The sequence below is a fragment of the Archangium gephyra genome, assembly GCF_049060025.1.
In the GTDB taxonomy this organism is placed as follows: Bacteria; Myxococcota; Myxococcia; order Myxococcales; family Myxococcaceae; genus Archangium; species Archangium gephyra_A.
Genome location: NZ_JBMEQQ010000002.1, coordinates 1,950,895 through 1,970,627, shown reverse-complemented (window position 1 = coordinate 1,970,627; position 19,733 = coordinate 1,950,895). Strand labels below are relative to the sequence as shown.

The 19,733-nt window shown below is 66.8% G+C and carries 15 protein-coding genes and 1 pseudogene; 12 read left to right on the top strand and 4 right to left on the bottom strand.

All coding sequences use genetic code 11. The features are described from left to right. Positions 1–97: 97 nt before the first annotated feature. The 7 genes from ACN28I_RS08520 (at position 98) to ACN28I_RS08490 (ending at position 7,267) form a co-directional block, all read left to right on the top strand. Positions 98–2,059, top strand: a complete 1,962-nt coding sequence (locus ACN28I_RS08520) for an ABC-F family ATP-binding cassette domain-containing protein (protein WP_420941584.1) — start codon at positions 98–100, stop codon at positions 2,057–2,059. 429 nt (positions 2,060–2,488) lie between these two features. Beyond that, positions 2,489–3,454, top strand: a complete 966-nt coding sequence (locus tag ACN28I_RS08515) for a hypothetical protein (RefSeq protein WP_420941583.1) — start codon at positions 2,489–2,491, stop codon at positions 3,452–3,454. Positions 3,455–3,463: 9 nt separating this feature from the next. Next, entirely contained in the window at positions 3,464–4,153 is a 690-nt protein-coding gene (locus ACN28I_RS08510) for a hypothetical protein (RefSeq protein WP_420941582.1), read from the top strand. Positions 4,154–4,487: 334 nt separating this feature from the next. Then, the gene (gene tnpA / locus ACN28I_RS08505; RefSeq protein WP_420941581.1) at positions 4,488–4,865 is read left to right on the top strand and encodes an IS66 family insertion sequence element accessory protein TnpA; all 378 of its coding nucleotides are present in this window, start codon (positions 4,488–4,490) and stop codon (positions 4,863–4,865) included. Further along, complete coding sequence (tnpB, locus tag ACN28I_RS08500) at positions 4,859–5,230, top strand: IS66 family insertion sequence element accessory protein TnpB (RefSeq protein WP_420941580.1); 372 nt, start codon at positions 4,859–4,861, stop codon at positions 5,228–5,230. Before tnpA ends, tnpB begins: the two co-directional genes overlap by 7 nt. Positions 5,231–5,266: 36 nt before the next feature. Beyond that, positions 5,267–6,937: an IS66 family transposase gene (gene tnpC, locus ACN28I_RS08495; RefSeq protein ID WP_420941579.1), complete on the top strand. Its 1,671-nt coding sequence runs from the start codon at positions 5,267–5,269 to the stop codon at positions 6,935–6,937. A 123-nt stretch (positions 6,938–7,060) separates the two neighbouring features. Then, a complete protein-coding gene (locus ACN28I_RS08490; RefSeq protein WP_420941578.1) occupies positions 7,061–7,267 on the top strand; it encodes a hypothetical protein in 207 nt (68 codons plus the stop codon). 132 nt (positions 7,268–7,399) lie between these two features. Here ACN28I_RS08490 and ACN28I_RS08485 read toward each other — a convergent pair whose 3' ends face one another. Beyond that, positions 7,400–8,248: a hypothetical protein gene (locus ACN28I_RS08485; protein ID WP_420941577.1), complete on the bottom strand. Its 849-nt coding sequence runs from the start codon at positions 8,246–8,248 to the stop codon at positions 7,400–7,402. A gap of 515 nt (positions 8,249–8,763) precedes the next feature. On the opposite strand from ACN28I_RS08485, the gene ACN28I_RS08480 reads away from it, so the two are divergent. Both ACN28I_RS08480 and ACN28I_RS08475 read left to right on the top strand, forming a co-directional pair. After that, positions 8,764–9,657, top strand: coding sequence for a dipeptidase (locus ACN28I_RS08480; protein ID WP_420941576.1), 894 nt, complete (start codon positions 8,764–8,766; stop codon positions 9,655–9,657). Between the two features lie 111 nt (positions 9,658–9,768). Beyond that, on the top strand, positions 9,769–10,560 hold the full coding sequence (locus ACN28I_RS08475) for a hypothetical protein (protein WP_420941575.1): 792 nt from the start codon (positions 9,769–9,771) through the stop codon (positions 10,558–10,560). A gap of 51 nt (positions 10,561–10,611) precedes the next feature. Here the strand turns inward: ACN28I_RS08475 and lnt are convergent, their stop codons facing one another. Both lnt and ACN28I_RS08465 read right to left on the bottom strand, forming a co-directional pair. Further along, entirely contained in the window at positions 10,612–12,252 is a 1,641-nt protein-coding gene (gene lnt / locus ACN28I_RS08470) for an apolipoprotein N-acyltransferase (protein ID WP_420941574.1), read from the bottom strand. Continuing rightward, complete coding sequence (locus ACN28I_RS08465; protein WP_420941573.1) at positions 12,249–12,890, bottom strand: hypothetical protein; 642 nt, start codon at positions 12,888–12,890, stop codon at positions 12,249–12,251. The genes lnt and ACN28I_RS08465 overlap by 4 nt, the downstream gene beginning before the upstream one ends. Before the next feature lie 66 nt (positions 12,891–12,956). Between ACN28I_RS08465 and ACN28I_RS08460 the strand changes: the two genes are divergently transcribed. Together ACN28I_RS08460 and ACN28I_RS08455 are read left to right on the top strand one after the other, a co-directional pair. Beyond that, positions 12,957–13,844 carry a hypothetical protein gene (locus ACN28I_RS08460; protein WP_420941572.1) on the top strand — a complete coding sequence of 296 codons (888 nt, stop codon included), beginning with the start codon at positions 12,957–12,959 and terminating at the stop codon, positions 13,842–13,844. Between the two features lie 544 nt (positions 13,845–14,388). Next, entirely contained in the window at positions 14,389–14,928 is a 540-nt protein-coding gene (locus tag ACN28I_RS08455; protein WP_420941571.1) for a hypothetical protein, read from the top strand. Between the two features lie 21 nt (positions 14,929–14,949). Here ACN28I_RS08455 and ACN28I_RS08450 read toward each other — a convergent pair. Then, positions 14,950–17,176, bottom strand: a pseudogene (locus ACN28I_RS08450) (ATP-binding protein). Positions 17,177–17,278: 102 nt separating this feature from the next. On the opposite strand from ACN28I_RS08450, the gene ACN28I_RS08445 reads away from it, so the two are divergent. Continuing rightward, the gene (locus ACN28I_RS08445) at positions 17,279–19,672 is read left to right on the top strand and encodes a transglycosylase SLT domain-containing protein (protein ID WP_420941570.1); all 2,394 of its coding nucleotides are present in this window, start codon (positions 17,279–17,281) and stop codon (positions 19,670–19,672) included. The last annotated feature ends 61 nt before the right edge of the window (positions 19,673–19,733 follow it).

The following is a 19,733-nucleotide window of genomic DNA, read 5'->3' as shown; positions in this document are numbered from 1 at the left end:
GCGGGAGGCCGCCCCGGGCCTGGGGTGGGGGAGGGAGCGGGCGGGCGAATCGGCCGTTCCCGGAAGGCCGCTGGACTGTTACACCCCCGAATCCGCCATGAGTCTCGTCATCGCCCAGGACATCTGCCTCTCCTACGGGAAGAAGGTTCTCTTCGACAACGAAAGCTTCGCCCTCAGCCCCAAGGACCGCATCGGTCTGGTCGGGGCCAACGGTACGGGGAAGAGCTCGCTGATGAAGATCCTCGCGGGGGTGCAGCACCCGGACTCGGGGTCGCTCACCTACCGGCGCAAGGCACGCATCGGCTACCTGCCCCAGGAGCTGGCGGGCCTGCCCGAGGGCTCGGTGGTGGACGCGGTGATGAGCACGGTGCCCGGCCGCGACGCGCTGGAGGCCCGCCTGAGGGAGACCGAGGAGGCACTCGGCAAGGCGGCCAACGAAGAGGAGCAGCTCGAGCTGGCCCAGACGCTGGCGGACCTGCACACGGAACTGGACCACTTCGAGGAGCACTACGGCCGGCACCACGCCGAGCGCATCCTCAAGGGACTGGGCTTCCGCGAGGCGGACCTGGCCAAGCCCACGGGCGCCCTGAGCGGCGGCTGGCGCATGCGCGCGGCGCTGGCGGGCCTGCTGCTCCAGGACCCGGACCTGCTGCTGATGGACGAGCCCACCAACCACCTGGACGTGCCGACGCTGGCGTGGTTCGACGGCTTCCTCAAGCGCTCGAACAAGGCGGTGGTGCTCATCTCGCACGACCGGGACTTCCTCAACCGGCAGGTGGACCGGATCCTCTCGCTGGAGATGGAGGGGCTGCGCTCGTACGTGGGCAACTACGACACGTACAAGCGGCAGCGCGCCGAGGAGATGGAGCAGCTCAAGGCTCAGTCCGAGCGCGTCGAGGCGCGCAAGGCGGAGCTGCAGGCGTTCATCGATCGCTTCGGCGCCAAGGCGACGAAGGCCCGGCAGGCGCAGAGCCGCGCGAAGATGCTGGAGAAGATGGAAGACGTGCAGGTGCTCGAGGAGCGGGCCACCATGCGCTTCCGCTTCCCGGAGGTGGAGCGCTCGGGGCGTGACGTGGTGACGCTGGAGGGCATCCAGAAGCGCTACGGCGAGGCGGTGGTGTACTCGGGGCTGGACGCGCGGGTGGAGCGCGGGCAGCGCATCGCGGTGGTGGGCGCGAACGGCGCGGGCAAGACGACGCTGCTGAAGATCATCGCGGGCGAGCTGGTGCCGGATGGCGGCACGGTGAAGCTCGGGCACAACGTGGTGATGGGGTATTACGCGCAGCACCACGGCGACAAGCTGAACAAGCACAACAGCATCATCGAAGAGGTACGGCCGCTGGCGGCGGACAAGCCGGAGAGCTTCGTGCGCGGGGTGCTCGGCGCGTTCATGTTCTCGGGTGACGACGTGGACAAGCCGGTGGGCGTGCTGAGCGGTGGCGAGCGGGCGCGCGTGGCGCTGGCGAAGCTGCTGCTGGTGCCCTCCAACCTGCTGCTGATGGACGAGCCGACGAACCACCTGGACCTGGACTCGACGGAGATGCTGATCGAGGCGCTGAAGGGGTACGGGGGGACGCTGGTGTTCGTCTCGCACAACCGGAGCTTCGTGAACGGGTTGTCGACGCACGTCTGGGACGTGGTGGGCGGGAAGGCGGTGCCGCACCCGGGCAACCTGGACGACTACCTGTACCACCAGGAGCAGCAGCGGCTGGCGGCCGAGGCGGCGGGGCTGGGCGAGAAGGTGTCGGAGAAGGGCGCGGCGGCGGGGCTGACGGAGAAGGACCGCAAGCGGATGGAGGCCGAGGCACGGCAGAAGCGCAGCGCGGTGGAGGGCCCCATCAAGAAGGAGATCGCGAAGCTGGAGGAGGCGATCTCCAAGCTGGAGGCGGCGCAGAAGGAGCGCGAGACGCAGCTGGCGGATCCGGTGCTCTACAACGACTTCGCGAAGGCCAAGCCGCTGATGGACACGCACCGCGAGGGCAAGGAGCAGCTGGAGCAGCTCTACGCGAAGTGGGAAGCGGCCCAGGAGAAGCTGGCCGAGGCCTCCGCGTCCCTCTGAGAAAATCCATTTTTCCTCTGGAGGCAGCGGTTAATGCGCATTGCATTGTCCATTCTTGGGACAGTGCATTGTTGTAGGCTTGTGTCGTCGGTTGTCTCGGATTGACATCTGCATAAACAGGTGTTGATGCGTTCGATGATTGATGGTTGCAGCATGCAGTCAATGGCGAGTCGTCGAGAGGTTGACGAAAGCATGCGCCGACTGGTGGCCCTAAAGTTGCGATGTGGGAGCGTGTGGGGTAGATGTGTCGCGGTGTTCGTCAACTATCCCACCCCCTGGACATCCTTCTGGCGGGGAACTAGTAGAGCGTGGGCAGGAGCAGACTAAGAATTTCCGTGCTCCCGGGTCCCCCTTATGAGGGGGAGTTGTGAAATATTTTTTTACGGGTTGTGGTATCGGGTTTTGAAGTGGATGGTATCGGAGGCGGAGATGAGCATTTTCGAAGAGAGGCGAAAATTCAGTCAAGATAGACTGGACAAGCTCTCGACCCAGGTCGGTGAGCTGGAGTATGTCAAAAGGCTCGATCCGCTTTGCATATATGTCACGGGCTCGTTTGGGCGCCTTGAGGCTACTCAGCACTCGGACTTAGATCTGTTTTTTGTACATCTTGGGAATGAAAAGATCCATCGGGTCTCTCGTCTTGATAAAGTTTTGGTTGATGCCGAGTTGATTAAGCTCGCCAAAAGAGAGAGTTTCCCGGAGTTCTCACGAGACGGTCGATTTCTTGAGATTCATTATCTTGAGGATATCCAAGCTGCGCTTGGAAGTCCTGAGGACGATTATAGAAATTACTTCACGGCACGCATGCTTTTGCTTCTTGAGAGTCGACCGCTCTACGGTGCAGGAACGTACGAAAAAGTTCTTGGCGATATCGTTGAGACGTACTTTCGCGATTACAAAGACCACGCCAGTGACTTCCGGCCGGTCTTTCTTGTTAATGATATCCAGCGATATTGGAAGACGCTCTGTCTGAATTATGAGCACAACCGCAATCGATCGCTCACGGGAGATGAGAAGGTAAAGTCTCAGCTAAAGAACATAAAGCTGAAGTTCAGCCGGTTGATGACTTGCTACTCTGCGCTTGCTTGTTTGGTTGCGCGACCAACGATTGACTCGGCGGGTGTTTTGTCGCTTGTGAAGACAGCTCCTGCGTTGCGCATCGAGTCTCTTCGTAATGATTCAGAAGAGCGTGGGCAGCTTATTGATTCGCTTCTTGGCGAATATCAATGGTTCCTTGAATTTGCAGCCAAACCGCCTGACGAGCAATTGGCGTGGATTGCAAAAAAAGAAAATAGGACCGAAGCTCTCGATCGTGCGCAGGCGTTTTCCGGTGCTTTCTACCGGCTTATTTGGGACGCCAGCGATCCAGAAAACTTGAAGTATCTGGTGGTGTAGCGAGGGCTCATGCGCGTCTTTTATGTGGTTTATGTTGGCGATGAAGCTATTGCGAGCCATCTGGATGCTATTCGATTGATTTGTAATCCCGACGAAAAAACAAGTGCGCATGTCACCGTTCGTGGTCCGTATCGTCAAAGATTCAAGATGCCAGTTTTGACGAGAGAAGTCACGAGCGAGCCTGTTTTCGTGAGTGGCGTCGGGAATTTCTTTGAGCATAGGCAGAACACGGTTTTTCTTCGGTGCGAATCGGATGCGTTGAGGCGTGCTTGGTTTAAGCGTGACTACCCATATAACCCACATGTGACCTTGTACGATGGGTCGTCTGCGGCATTTGCGAGGAACTTGTATGCGCGGATTCAGGGAGTGAAGCTTTCATTTTGCTTTGAGCCGACACCCTTGAAAGCTCTCGTTTCGCGTCGCGGTCAGCGTGATGCGGAAGTGTGGATGCGCTTGAACTACGCGCTGGTCTCGCAAGTTGCTGGCTATGCGGTTACTGCAGAAGCTATCCGCAATATGACGGAGGAGGAACGCTTAAAAATTGCTGTGCGACTAGCGAAGCATTTGTCACGGATTGTTTCGGGTCGTAAATGCGCTTGGTGTAGAGCAACGGCATCGCGAGAGAAAGACGATGTCGTTGCAGAGTCATCAAGAAGAAGGAGCAGACAGCTAGAGCCTGTTGCTTTTGAAGCTACTTGACCTGGATTGATGTGTGGGCCCGGCGGCGCTCTTGTTGTTGGCGCCCGTGCTGGTCCGATGCTGATGGCTACCCATGGTACGGGCTCGCATCGTGGTAGCGGGAGCAGTGATGGGCGCCCCCAAGGCCGACCCCATTCGTGCTGGCGCATCATCGGTATCTCACGGCACCTCTCGCGTGGCGGTACTCCGGAACGACGACCTGGACCGAGCCATGGGGAGCCCAACCCCGTTGATGAAGATCCACGAGTGGCTGCGTCGGACGTAAGCGCTCGGCGGACCACACCTTCCGAGTGAGGGAGGAGGCGTTCAGCGTCGCGTTCCAGGAGGTGTAGACATGGGACGCAACACGGAAGAAGTGGACGCAACGCTCGCGAGGGCCGCGGCAAGCAACTACTGGACGGAGGCCGAAGCGCAGGAGGTGCTCGAGGCCTACGAGGAGAGCGGGTTGTCGGTGGCGGAGTTCGCCCGCCGCCATGGGCTTACACCGCAGCGGCTGAGGTGGTGGAAGAAGCGGCGGGCCGAGGAGGCGGGCCCGGCGCTCTCGTTCGTCCCGGTGCACGTCGCGGCGCCACCGTCGACAGAAGCACAGCGGGCACCGGGCACAGCCAGCATGGAGGTGCTACTGGCCAGGGGCCGGCGCATCCGTGTGGAGCCGGGCTTCGACGCGGACGCGCTGGCGCGGCTGGTGAGGGTGCTGGAGGAAGCATGCTGACACTGCCCTCCTCGGTGCGCATCCACCTGGCGAGCCAGCCGGTGGACATGCGCAAGTCCTTCGACGGGCTCTCCTTGCTGACGCGACAGGTACTGCGGGAGGACCCCTTGAGTGGACACCTCTTCGTCTTCTTCAACCGCACGCGCGACATGGTGAAGGTGTTGTGGTGGCACTCCGGTGGCTTCTGCCTCTTCTCCAAGCGCCTGGAGAAGGGCAGCTTCCGCCTGCCGCGCTCGCTACCGGAGGACACGGGCGCCGTCACCCTGGACGCGGTGGAGCTCACCCTGCTGCTGGAGGGGATTGATTTGAAGGCCAGTGTCCGCCGGCCTCGCTGGCAGCCCCCACCTCTGAAGTCGGCTGCTTGAGAATACCTCTTGCGTCCAGGGGCAGCTCCATGGCTCATGTCCCGGGACATGAGCGGCGCGGCCCCCGGCAAGAAGACGACGGACGTACACGGCGTGGCGGCGCTGTTGCGCACGCTGCTGGCCGAGGGCCAGGACGAGCAGGTGATTGAGCTGGTGGTGGGCCTGCTCTCGCAGTTGGTGGAGAAGAACACCGAGTTGGAGTTGCGGCTGCGCAAGGAGATGCGCCAGCGGTTTGGCCGCCAAAGCGAGAAGCTATCCGCCGAGCAACTGTCGCTGTTCCTGGAGCAACTGGGCCAGGAGAACGCCGGGGCCCAAGAGGCGGCGGCGCCTGAGGCCAGGGACGCAGGCGTCGCGGCGGGCTCCACGCCGCCCTCCAAGCCATCACACGAGGAGTCGCGAAAGAAGGAGCGCAAGGGGCACGGGCGCCGTCCGCTCCCCTCCAGCCTGCCGCGCGAGCAGCGCGTCCACCAGCCCCCGCCCGAGGCGCTGCGGTGCGAGGCATGCGGGCGGGACAAGACGTGCTGTGGCGAGGAGAGGAGCGAGACATTGGAGTGGGTGCCCGGTCACTTCAAGGTGATTGAGGAGGTACGGCCCAAGTACGCCTGCCGGCCGTGTGGTGACGGGCTGGTGGTGGCTCCTCCCGCCGACAGGGTGATTGAGGGGGGATTGCCCGGACCGGGCCTGGTGGCCCACATCCTCGTTTCCAAATTCAAGGACCACCTGCCGCTGCACCGGCTGAGCGGCATGTACGCGCGCCATGGCGTGCAGCTGCGTACCTCGACGCTCTCGGACTGGGTGGCCGCGGGCGCCGACACCCTCCAGCCGCTGGCCCGGGAGGTGGCCCGGCGGGCGCTGGACTCGCACGTGTTGCAGAGCGACGACACGCACCTGAAGGTGCTCGACAGAGAGCACCCCAACGGCCTCAAGCGCGGGCACATGTGGGTGTACTTGGGGGACACCACCTGGGCGGCCTTCGTCTACACGCCGGACTGGAAGGAAGAAGGGCCCCTGTCCTTCCTGGACAAGCGTGAGGGCTGGCTGCTGGTGGACGGGTACAAGGGCTACGACAAGCTGTTTACCCGCCAGGGCGCCACCGCGCTGGAGGTGGGGTGCTGGAGCCATGCCCGTCGCTACTTCGTCGAGGCCTTGGACGCTGGTGACACACGAGCGGCGCTGCCGCTCTCTCTCATCGGCCGGCTCTTCGAGGTGGAGCGCGAAGCCGACGAGCAACAGGTGGACGAGGCCGAGCGGCTGCGCAGGCGCGACACGCTCTCACGCGCTGTCACGGAGCACCTGGGGCGCTGGGTGGCCGAAGTCTACAACCGGGAGCCGCCCAAGAGTCCGCTGGCGCGGGCGTGCCGCTACGCCATCAACCAGTGGAAGTCGCTGACGCGCTTCATGGAGGACGCGCGCCTGCCGCTGCACAACAACGCCTCGGAGCTGCGGCTGCGGGAGATTGCCGTCGGCAGGAAGAACTACCTGTTCGCCGGCAGCGACGCGGGAGCCGAGCGCGCCGCGTGCGTGTACACGCTGGTGGCCACGTGCGTGCTGGCCGGGGTGGAGCCGTGGGCGTACCTGGCTGACGTGCTGGAGAAGCTCGCCCAGGGCTGGCCGCAGCGCCGTCTCGATGAACTGCTGCCGCCCATGTGGAAGGCCGCGCGCGCGGCTGCCGCGCAGATGCCCTCCACCTCTTCTGCCGCGACCTGAGCACCGCCCATCCCCGTCGGCAGACCGGCGGGCGGCGCACCCGTTATCACATCTGCGCCGCCCCTCTGCACCGCTCCACCGAGTGGATACGGCGCGGGAGGGTGCAAGTCCGCGCATCCGGCCGTGAAGGAACTCACCGTCCCCGAATCCGTCGCGGCGCACAAGGCGGGCGCTGTGTTCGTGGATGCGAACGGCGAGGACTTCCGTCAGAGCAACGGCAAGGTTCCTGGCGCGATCCTGCTCGACAACTACCGGAAGTACGACGTGCAGGCCGTGCTGCCCCAGGGCAAGGACACCCCGCTCGTCTTCTACTGCAGCAACAAACGTTGAGGGGCTTCCCACACTGCCGCCGGTCGGGCGGCTGAAGCGGGTTACACCAAGGCGTCTGTGATGTCCGATGGGCTCAAGGGCTGGAAGGAGGCAGGCAACCCCACCGAAGCGGTCAAGTGATGGACCGGCCTTTTACCGGTGATGCCCGCCACCCCGGTGGCCACCGCCTCGGCCGCCTCGATGGCCGCCGCGGTGGTGGTCACGGTACGGGCTCGCGTCGTGGTAGCGGTTGCGGTGATGGCGGCCCCAGCCCCAGGGCCGGTTCCATTCGTGGCCGCGCATCACCGGGTAGCGCCTCCAGGTGTGGAAGAAGTGGTTGGGATGCCCCCACCTGACGGCGACCCTCGCGTGGCGGTATTCCGGAACGACGATCCGGACCGAGCCACGCGGAGCCCAGCCCCCGTCGATGAAGATCCACGAGTGGCCACGCCGGCTCCATCTTGGCGCGACGAAGACCAGGCCCGGCTGGGGAGGCGCGACCCAGGTTCCCTCCACCCAGACGTACTGGGTCCCGGACCAGTACCAGTAACCGGGTGCCCACGTGAGGTTCTGCGCGGGAGGGGGCGGGGGAGCCTCCACCCGGAGCTGGGGAGGCGCTTGGGTCGTCGCGACCTCCTCGCTGCTCACGTCGATGGGGATCTCCACGTCCGTCGAGCCGGGTCTCGCCCAGCCACCGGAGATCCAGCGCCAGACGTCTCCATCCTGTTGCCAGTAGCCGTTGACGAATTGATAACCCGGCATCCGCGCGATCCACGCTCCGGGCTTGAAGCGCCACTCGCCGCCGTCCCAGTACCAATGTCCGGAGGTCCACACCGCGTCGGGGAAGGGCCGAGGCGCGGGCCGCTCCATGGGGAGCGCCGGAGGCGGTGAGGGCGCCAGGGGCTCCAGCTCCACGTCCTCTTGCTCGGTGTACCCGAACTCTGGCGCGGCGACCGGAGCCGTCTGCGCATGGACGGCCGGAGCCGCAAGACCGAGAACCAAACAGACCAACCATCGAGGCGTCATGACGTCGTCTCTCCCCTCACTGCCGCTTCATGGGTGGGACGTTTCCCGCCTCGATTTATTCACGCCCCCCGTGGGCCAGTACCCCTGATGACGCGCCGGTGACGGTGCGCTAAGCGGAGGGCCCATGAGACCGACCACCGCGTTCCTCAGCCTCTTCCTGCTCGCCACCACGTCTTGCACCCACGGCTCGAACCGCCAGGAGACCGCGACGAGCCCCGCCTCCACGGACCTCGCCGAGCGCAGCCGCGTGCTCGCGAAGCGAGTCATCATCGCGGATGGCCACGTCGACGTGCCCTACCGCCTCCACGAGAAGCTGGGGCCGGATGGCGAGCCCACCGAGGACGTCTCGCAGCGCACCGCCGGAGGCGACTTCGACTACCCGCGCGCCGTGGAGGGCGGGTTCGACGTGGCCTTCATGTCCATCTACATCCCCGCCGAGCTTCCAGACGAAGCCCGGTGCGTCGAAGGCCCTCGCGGACTCGCTGATCGACATGATGGAGAAGATCGCCCGCACCTCGCCCGGGAAGTTCGCCATGGCCCACTCGGTCGAGCAGGCCCGGCGCAACACCCAGGAGGGCAAGGTGTCCTTCGCACTGGGCATCGAGAACGGCTCCGCCATCGAGGACTCGCTGGAGAACGTGGCGCACTTCCACCAGCGCGGCGTGCGCTACATCACCCTCACGCACTCCAAGGACAACCAGCTCAGCGATGCCTCCTTCAACACGGGCAAGCGCACCTGGAATGGCCTCAGCCCCTTCGGCAGGCAGGTGGTGGCCGAGATGAACCGCGTGGGCATCATGGTGGATGTCTCGCACCTCTCGGATGACGCCATCCTCCAGGCGGTGGAGGCGAGCCAGGTACCCGTCATCGCCTCGCACTCCTCGTGCCGCCACTTCACGCCCGGCTTCGAGCGCAACATCAGCGACGAGCTCATCCGCGCCCTGGCCGCGAAGGGTGGGGTGGTGATGATCAACTTCGGCTCCGCCTTTCTCTCCCAGGCCTACAACGCCTACGAGCTGGAGGGCCGCAAGGTGTTGACGGCCTTCGCCCAGGAGCGCGGCCTGACCTTTGAAAGCCCCGAGGTGCGGGCGTTCGTGGAGTCCTATATGCGCGAGCATCCCGCCCCGCTCGCCCGGGTGGAGGACGTGGCCGATCACATCGATCACGTGGTGAAGCTGGTGGGCATCGACCACGTGGGCCTCGGCTCCGACTTCGATGGCGTGGGCCCCACGCTCCCCATCGGGCTCAAGGACGTGTCCCAGTATCCCAACCTCTTCCGCGTCCTGCTCGAGCGCGGCTACAGCGAGGCGGACATCGAGAAGATCGCCTCGGGCAACGTCTTCCGCGTGTGGCAGCGGGTCGAGTCCCACGCCGCCAGCCGCTGAGCACCGGCGCGCCCTGAAAGAACCTGTCTGGCAACCCGCCGGAGAAGAACCTTTCTGGTAAGGTTGTCGAGAAGACCGGCGAGCGCCGTCGGCGGAACCGAGAGGAGTCACATGGCGGACGAGAAGAAGTGGAAGGGAGGCAGACTGGGGCCGTTCGGCATCGGCCGGCGGCTCGAGGGCGTGGAGCCGGAACTGGGACGCCTGTACGAGGCGCACCACGTGAAGACGGGGGCTCCGGCCGTGGTGCTGGTTCCCGGCCGGAGCATGGACTGGGAGCCCGAGGAGTCCTGGCAGGTGCGCGTCTCCTCGAACGAGGCGCCTGCCTATGTGGCCCTGGAGGTGGAGCGGGGTCCCGCTTCGGGCACGTTGCCGGAGTTGGCGCGGATGTTCGACCTGATCACCTCGGCGCTCGAGCGGGTGGAGCGGAGTGTCCAGGCGCGCGGGCACCTGACGGGCCAGCCGGTGGGACGGGTGAAGTTGTACGTGGGGAGGGCGCGCCGGCTGCTGCGCTCCTGGCGATGGCGCGCCGCCGCGGGCCTCGCCCTCGTCACCCTGGGCGCGGGCCTCTGGCTGCTCCTCTCGGGAGCCGGGAGCGGCGGACAACACGTCGCTCACGGCGTTGCCCTGGAGGCCCTGTCACAGGCCGATGCGCCCGGTCTGATCAGTACGTACAACCCGGAGACAGGTGTCATCGCCTACCCCATGCCAGCGAAGCCCTTCCGGAATCAGGCAGTGGCGCCCTGCAAGTCAAAGTGGGACGAGGTGGAGATCAACGGTGGTTGCTGGTTGGAACAGCCGAGGCGCCCGCCCTGCAACGAGGTCCAGGCCGAGCACCGGGGCAAGTGTTACATGCCGGTCGCGAAGGACAGGGGCCCGCGCGAGTCCCAGTCCATCCAACCCTGAAGATGGATGGCCAGAAGGGCTCGGCGTCCTCGGTGTCGATGGACAGGGGCGTCAAGCCTGACGGGCCCTGCGCCGTGCCAGGAGCGAGGGCACGAGGAGCAGCACGGCGCTCAACACCAGGGCGGTGGGCCCCAGCCAGTCGCCCCAGAGCACCATCAGCGTGGGCACGGGGGGAGACAGGGGGACTGTCACGGCGAGGCTCGCGCGGTGAGCGTCCGGCACCGCGGCGAGCACCTCGCCCGTGGGGCTGATGAGGGCGGAGATGCCCGAGTTGGTGACGCGCACCTGCGGCAGCCGCGTCTCGATGCTGCGAAACGCCGCGTGCATCAGGTGCTGCTTCGGCGCGGGCGTCCCCGAGAACCACGAGTCATTGGACAGCGTGATGATGAGCTCGGCCCCCCGGCGCGCCTCCTCGGCGACGTAGCTGGGGAAGATGGACTCGTAACAGATGAGCGGCGCGACGGTGATCGCCCGGCCTCCGCCGAGTGGGAGCGCCAGCGTCTGGGGACCGGGCCCCCGCTTCCAATAGCCCGTCCAGGGCAGTTGCTCGCGCAGCCACTTCGAGTCGATCAGCTCGGGGACCCACTCCGTCAGCGGGAAGAGCATCGTCTTGCGGTAGGCCGAGCGCTCCAGCGTCCCGTTGCGCCCCGGGCCCAGGAACATGGCGGCGTTGTACTCGCGCTCCTGCTCCAGGTCGTACGTGCCGAAGAGCAGGGGCACCTGGCCACGCGAGACGAACTCGCGGATCTCCGCGTCGAACTCGGCGCCCGCGTCGCTCTTGGGCGTGCCGAAGGTGGTCGGGTACACCGTCTCGGGCCAGATGAGCAGATCCAGCTTCCGGTTCTGGAGCAGCTCGGCCGAGAGCCGGTAGTGCGTGTCCAGGACCATCCGGACCACGTCGTACATGCCCATCTCGGCCGCGAGCTTCTCGTACCTGGTGATGTTGGCCTGGACGACGCCGACCGTGAGTTCCTGCCTGGGCGCCTCGCGCGCGGCCACCTGCCGGTAGCGGAACTGGCCGTACCCGAAGCAGGCCAGCACGAGCGCCGCCCCCACGGCCGCCGGAGCCAGTGCGCGCCGCGAGCCCTCGCGCACCCCGTGGGCCATGAGGGCCCTGCCGGCCGCGAGTACGCACGTGTTGACGATGACGAGCACGAGCGTGAGCCCGTGCGTCCCGGCGATGTCCGCGCCCTGGCGCAGGGACTCGGAAGCGATGAAGCCCTGCCCGAGCGTCACGGCGAAGAGCTTGGGGCTCACCCACTCGGTGCCCACGTACACGAGCGCGCCCGTGAGCGTGACGCGCCAGAAGGCCCGGGGGCTCTCCTGGGCGGTGCGCCGCAGGTGGTAACGGGTGAGCGCGAAGGTGATGAACTGCAGCTCCATGAAGGGCGACAGCACCAGGAAGGCGAGCCAGCACACCGCCAGGGGCGCCCCGGAGTAGCTCTGCAGGGCTCCGGGAAACCACCCGAAGAGGGCCGCGTTGAAGGCGCAACCCATGGCCACGCCCGCGAGCACCACCTCCCGCTTGGAGGAGGCCCGGTCCAGCACCCAGAGCCAGGGCACGAGCGATACCCAACCGGCCGAGACCCAGAGCGGCTCCTGGCTGCCGAACAACCACAGCAGGCCAGCGGTGCCCGCCACTCCGAGCAGCAGGAGCACCAGGCGCCTCGCGCGGACCGCCATCGCGCTCATGGAATGGGCTCCACTCCCTCCGGCCCTTCGGGCAGCTCCAGGATTTCGATGGGCATGCCCTGGGGCGCCAGCTCGGGCGGGACGACCCGGTTGGAGGGCAGCTCGACCGGCGTCCCCTTTGAGTCCACCGGCTTGTAGTCCGGATGGAACATGAGGATCGGTTTGATGCCCTCCCCATTGTCCGTGGACTGGTAGTGGCGCACGTAGCCGGGAGGCAGCTCGAAGTCCTCGGGGACGATGATGCCCTGCTTGAGGGGACTGGTGCCCGGGCGGTACAGGTTGATGCCCTCGGCGGGTCCGGAGGGTGCCGCCTCCTGCGCCACGGGCTCCTCCTGGGGCGCGGGATCGGACGGCTGGGCCGGGGCGCTCTGGGGCCGCGGGGCCACCCTGGGCGCGGGACGGGACGGAGTGGGGGAGGGCGCGGGGGCGGCCTGTGCCAGCCTCTCGGGCTCGGCCTCGGGTGTAGCGGGCACGGAAGCCGGCGATGACACGAGCCAGGCACTCAAGAGCAGACACAGGATGGTGACGCCGAGCCCCAGCCCGACGATCCACGTGCCGCTACCGGTGCGCTTCCGCTGGATGCGCGTCACACCATCGCTGTCGACGTGCCGCTCGTAATCGGGATGCTGCGAACCCATTCTCGCCCCTGTTCTCCGGGCCTCGTATGCTACGGGCCCCCCGCCGCCCGGGCAATCCGTTCCCCCATGAGCCCCATTCCCGCCGATGCCCCCGTAGAGCCTTCCGCCAACGGCGAGGCCGTGGCCCCTCGCTTCCAGGTCCACGCCTACCCGCTCACGCTGCGCGTCATCAGTTCCTTGCTCCAGGTGCTGATCACGGCCGATCTCCTGTGCGCTTCGGCGCTCGTCGTCTCCGGCACCTTCACGGGGGCGATGAATCCCAGGCCCCCGGCACTGGCGGGCTGGCTCGCGTTGCTCGCGCTGGTGCTGTTCGGCCTGACCCGGCTCATCCGGTGGCTTACCGCGGCGGCCTTCTCCGTGGAGCCGTCACAGTACGTGCTGCAGCGCCGCGGAGATCGGTTCGAGATCCCCGCCACCTCGGTGGAGTCGGCCCGGATCTGGCGGCTGCCCATGCCGGGGGCGGGCCTGTCGCTGCGGATGAAGTCGGGGCGAGGCTTCCAGTACGCGCTGCAGGTGGCGGATCCCCTGCCGGTGTTGGAGGCGATGGGGAAGGAGGTGGGTCACCCGCTCACGGTGTTCGCGCACGCCCGGGCCACGGTCCTCCGGCGGCGCTGGTACCACCTGGCGCTCAAGTTCGTCCTGTTCCCGCTGGTGCCCACCGTCATCATGTTCCAGCTCAACCAGCGCATCAGCTACGGTGGGCCGTTCGCGCAGTACCACATGTATGGGCTGGGGCCGTACCTGCTGAGCTTCCTCACCTATTGGGCCTACTTCACGGCGCTGCTGGTGCTGTTCGCCAGCCTCTGGCGCGTCCTGGCCGAGCTGGTGGCCTTCGCGGCGGCGTGGATCTCCCCGAGCCGTGCGAGGGGCGTGCGGCGGTTCGTGGAGGTCGCCAGCGCGGTGCTCTACTACGGAGGCTTCTGCGCGCTCGTGGCGTGGAGGTTCCTCCAGTAAGGCGTCAGCCGATACGGAGCCGGGGCGTTGGCGTTCGAGTCGGGTGGAAGACGTTGTGAGGAGCGGGCTGCGTTCGGGAAGGAATGCGGTGCTTGGATGAAGGCATGCATTCCTTCGTCTGGCCGATCCTGACGTGTTTCTGTCTCGTGGGCTGTGCTGGCGTCGGTCACCGGCAGTTGCATCAGTCCGTGGGACCCGGACCCGGGCCGGGCTGCGCGAGCACGCTGGATTGCGCCTGCAAGAACGGATCGGCAGCGGCCTGCGAGCAACTGGGGACGGCACCCAAGGCCCCTGCACCTCGAGGTCCCGGACCGGTCATGCCGCCCGGGACGGGCAAAGTGCTTGTTACAGGTGAGACAGGTAAACCGGAGCGGGACACCAAGGACCGATGTGAGGACTATTATGTCAGGTGCGTAGAGGCGGGCGGCGGCAGCATGATTGGCCATGCTGCCGGCTATAGCCGTTGTGCCTCCTGCATGGCCTACTGCACATCCAATGGTTTCTGGCCAGAAGCGATCTACACGTGGAATGGAGTGCGGCTGTCATGCCCGGGCATCTGACCAAGGCAGAAGATGAGCGGCTGTGGCGCCTGGCCCAGGAGTGGGATCGCCTCTATCTCTCGCTTCTGCGTGCGCCCATCACCGAGAAGATTCCGGCATTCAAGCAGCTCGAAAAACGATTTCTGAAGGAGATGCGTACCGCAGCAGGGAGGCGACAGGTGCAGAGACGGATCACCGAGACCCTTCTCATGGAGACCTGTACTGGTCCCTGGAGACGGTTCTCGCCGTACTTGCGGCGGATGGAGCGGCTCGGCTACCGCTCGATGGACGACCGCTTGTTGGTCTGTTGCTGGGCGGCGCAGGCTGCCAGAGGGTCTCCAGCGGGACTGCGCAGGGCAACCGCGCTCATGGCTGACTTCGAGCGGCGGGCTCGCATTCGGCCACCGGCTCCGAAGGCGCGAGCGCAGGTTGAGTTCATGTTGACTCGAGCTCGGGGCTTCATCGGTCTTGGCACCGAAATCATTGCGACAGGGGATGGGCGCCGCAAGAAGCCCAAGGCGCGCGCCCGCCGGTCAGGTGAGTAGCCAGTCCCCGGCGGTCCTCCCTCAGCCCGTGCGGCGCTTCTTCTCGCGCTTCGGCTTGCGCTCGGGCTTGGGAGGGGGCGTGTTGCTCTCGGCGGGCTTGGTGGTGGGGAAGGGCGTCCCATCCATCAGGACCGGCTCCGGAACCTGGACCGGCTCGGACGGAGGCGCGGGCAGGCGGATGATGAACGTCGCGCCCTCGCCCGGTTTGCTCTGCACCGACAGCGTCCCGCCGTGGTTCTTCACGATGCGCTGGCTGATGGCCAGTCCCAGTCCCGTGCCCTTCTGCTTCGTCGTGTAGAAGGGGACGAAGACGTGCTGCTGCTGCTCCTGTGGAATCCCCGGGCCCGTGTCCGTCACGTGCAGCTCCACGGACGAGTCCCCCGCCGAGCGGAAGTCCGTGAAGCGATCCGGCCGCACCGTCTTCAGGCTGATGGAGCCCCCGGTGTCGCTCATCGCCTGCATCGCGTTCTGCACCAGGTTGATCAGCACCTGCTTGAGCTGCTCCGCGTCCGCCTCCACCCGCGGCAGGGACTCCTCCTGCTCCACCTTGAGCCTCGATGCCCTGCGGCATCTCGTTCTGGATGAGCCGCACCGTCCGCGTCACCACCTCGTTCAGATCCGTGGGCCCGAAGCTCTGCTTCAGCGGACGCGAATAATCGAGGAACGCCGACACCACCCCGTTCAGGCGGTTCACCTCCTCGACGATGACCTCCAGGAATTCGCCCTCTTCCCCCGGCAGCCGCTTCGGATCCAGGCACTGCGCCGCGCCCTTGATGGCGCCCAGCGGGTTGCGGATCTCATGCGCCAGGCCCGCCGCCATCTCACCCAGGGCCGCCAGGCGGTCCCGCTCGCGGATCTTCTCGTACAGCTTCGAGTTCTCCAGCGCCGTCGCCAGCCGCTCGGCCACTTCCAGGATGAGGGCGATCTCGTCCGAGGCGTACGCCTCCGGTACCCGCTCGTCCCACAGGTTGAGGAAGCCGATGACGCGATCATTGCCCAGCAGCGGCACGGTGATGCCGCCCTTCATCTGCAACAGCGCCGCGCGCGTGTCGTTGAGCCGCTTGAGCTCGTCCCGGAAGCGCTTGCCCTCCACGGCCTGCTGCCGCAGCACCGCGATTCTCCGCTCCACGTTCTCCAGCAGCACCGCCTTCTGTCCCGAGGCCACCGCGAACAGCACGCCCCTCGCCGCGCCCGTGTCCAGGAAGCTCACCGGCGCCGGCCCCCGCGCGTCCAGCAGCCGGTAGCCCGGCCTGTCCTCCGCCAGCAGGTACAGCGAGGCATGGGTGATGCGCCCCGACTCGTGCAGCGCGTCCAGCACCATGCGCGCCAGCTCGGAGATCTCGATGATGCCCGCCATCCTCGCCCGTGTGTTGCCCAGCACCCGCAGCAGCTCGAAGCGCTCGCGGAAGAAGATGGCCACCACCTGCTCCTCCACCTTCACTCGCAGCGGCTCCAGCAGGATGAGCACCACGAAGGCCGCCACCACCGTGTTGAAGACGAAGAGCGAGGTGTTGTTCTTCGGGTCCACCCACACCGTCAGCAGGGTGAAGACCGCGGCCAGGATGGTGGCCAGCACCGTCTGCGAGGCGATCTTCCCCAGCAGCTCGTGCAGGTCCATCAGCCGCAGCCGCAGCAGCGTCTGGGCCAGGAAGAACAGGTAGAGCGTGGTGAAGACCGGCCCCAGGGTGGGGAAGGGCAGGCCGTAGCGCTCGAGCAGATCCAGCGCCGTGAAGAGGATGGCCGCCCCGGCGCCGATGGCCAGGTACGTCAGGCGCAACCGCTCGATCCGCGACTCGGTGGTGCTGACTCGTCGGAGCAGCAACGACACCGAGCCCAGCAGCGCACCGAGCACCCAGGCGCCCATGGCCAGCTTCGCCCAGCCATTGTGGGCCAGCGGGGACACCGCGACGGCCAGTCCGAAGACGGCGGACAGCACAGCGAGCCGCCTGCCGAGCAGATGTGTTCCCTTGCTGACCCCCAGGAATTCGAGGAAGAAGGCAACAGCCGCGCCAGGAACGAGCGAAGCCAGTAGAATGGTGGCACCCACCGCCACCCTCGACACCCAGGAGTACTCAGCGCCCGCGAAGAGGGTGTGGAAGAAGCTGGAGAGGTAGTACCCGCCCACTGTCAACGCGAAGACGGAGTAGAGCGTGAGCACCCGTGGACGTCCCGCCCTCAACAACATGGAAACGCCCAGCGCCAACCCGATGATGGATGCGAGGAGTGCGCTCTGTGTCCGGATGTCCATGCGTGGTGGCCAGTCTAACCTCCGTTCGTTCGCGGAAATTTTTTCCCTGCTTCCAGTTGTCTCCGTGGCTGCCCAGGCCCATCACCTCAGGGCTCAACCCGTATGAAAGCCTTCGTCCCCCTGCTCGCCGCCGCCGCCGCCGCCGCTTCGCTGGCCTTTGCCCAGGCGCCGCTCACAGAAGAGCCCTCCGCGGCTCCCCAGGCTCTCACGGGCAATGCCCCGTCCGAGGCCCAGCTCTCCCCACCTCCCGACGCCGACAAGGTGCTCGTGGCGCCCGGGTACGTGGAGGTGTTCAACCCGGCCTTCCCGGGTCCGCCTCCGCAAGCGCCCGCCCAGCCGAAAATCTTCAAGGGCCGCGCCTACGGCCTGGACGACCTGGCGCCGTACTTCGCCAAGGGCAAGCTCCTGGAGGCCAAGCAGGCCTTCGACAAGGGCTTCTACGTCCGCGCCCGCGAGCTGCTGGAGAAGGAGGGCAACTCGCTGCCCGTGCGCTACCTGCGCGCCCTGAGCGCGGTGCGCGCCGGGGATGACAAGCGCGCCGCCGAGGAGATGACCGCCCTGGCCGGGGACTACCCCGCGCTGCGCGATCGCTGCCTCACCCATGCCGGCGTGGCGCTCGAGTCGCTCGGCCGCTTCGCCGATGCCGGCGTGCTGCTCGCCCAGGTGCCCGACACCTCCCGGCTGTACGCCGATGCCCGCCTGGCGCTCGGCCGGGTGCTGCGCAAGGCCAAGGACACCGAGGCCGCGCTCGCCGCGCTCACGCCCCTGGCCAGCCGCACCTCGCCCTCGTGGGGCCGCAACGTCGCCGCCGAGGCCCTCATGGCCAGCGCCGACATCGCCGCCGAGAAGAAGGACAAGACGCGCGAGCGCGAGTTCCTCTGGCGGCTGTGGGCCCACCACCCCCTCACGCCCCTGGCTCAGCAGGCCGAGAAGCGCCTCAAGGGCCAGCAGGCACCCCTGGACATGAAGGTGGCGCGCGCCGAGCAGCTCATCGAGCTGCACCGCAACAAGCAGGGCCTCGACGTGCTCGAGCCGCTGCTGCCCAAGCTCAAGCTGCCGGACGCGCTCGCCTGCCGCGCCTGGTTCGCCTACGGCAAGGGCCTGCGCAAGGAGCGCCAGCACACCCGCGCCATCGCCGCGCTCACCCCCGTGGTGGACAAGTGCCAGGATCGCGATCTGCTGCCGCGCGCCATGTACGTGCTCGGCTCGTCGCGCTCCATCGTGGATCAGGTGCAGGGCCCGCAGACGTACGAGCGGCTCGCCCGCGAGTACCCGGATCACTCCTTCGCCGACGACGCGCTCTTCTACGCCGCGGACCTCTATGTGAAGACGGGCCGCCTGGAGCTCGCCTCGCAGCGGCTCAAGGAAGTGGCGAAGCTCTACCCCCAGGGTGACTTCCTCGGCGAGGCGCTCTTCAAGGACTTCTGGATCTCCCGCACGCTGAAGACGGCGGATGCCGGGCTGCCCATGCTCCTGGAGATCGAGAAGCGTTTCGCCGACGCGGACGAGACGTACGATCTGGAGCGCGCGCAGTACTGGCGGGCGCGCACCCTGCAGGACAAGGGCGACAAGAAGGCCGCGGCGGATCTCTTCGAGACGATCGCCGTGGAGCACCCGGCCACCTATTACGGGCTGATGGCCCGCACGATGCTCGCCGAGCTGGAGCCGGCGCGCATGGAGCGCGTGGCGCCGAAGATCGACTTCACCCAGCAGGAGCGCCGCGGCCCCTGGCCCCTGCACGCGGGGGCGATGGAGAAGGATCCGCACTTCACCGCCGCCGTGGAGCTGATGCGCCTGGGCTTCCCCGAGGCCGTCTCCTCGGAGCTGCTCGCCGTCAACCGCACCAAGCTGCCGTCGGAGAACGTCCGGCTGCTCGTGCAGCTCCTGTCGCTCGCGGGCGACGAGCGAGGCGCCCATGCGGTGGCCCGCGTGGCGCTGCGCCGCGACCTGAGCGGCCGCATCACCCCGGAGACGCGCCCGGTGTGGGAGGTGGCCTACCCCAACGCCTTCCGCGAGCTCATCGAGAAGCACACCGCCGCGGCCGGTGTGGAGCCGGATCTCCTCCAGGCGCTGATGCGCGAGGAGAGCGCGTTGGATCCGAAGGCGCTCTCGTGGGCGGGCGCGCTGGGCCTCACCCAGCTCATGCCCTCCACGGCGCAGGCGGTGGCGCGCCAGCTCAAGCTCAAGAAGGTGACGACCCAGGCCCTCCTGGAGCCGGAGCTCAACATCCGGCTGGGCGCGCACTACCTGGGCTCGCTCATCAAGCGCTTCTCCGGGCACACCCCGTACGCGGTGGGCAGCTACAACGCCGGCCCCAACGCCATCAACCGGTGGCGCGAGGACCGTCCGGGGGTGCCGCTGGACGCGTGGGTGGAGGAAGTGCCCATCGCGGAGACGCGGGGCTACATCAAGCGGGTGCTGCGCTCCTACAACACCTACCAGCTCCTCTACGGGCGGCCGGCCACGGTGACGGGCGTGCAGGCCGCGAGCCGGTAACGTCCAATCGGCGTGAAGGGGAGGGGAGTTGGGTGGCGCGCGAGCCCCCGCCCCCTTACAA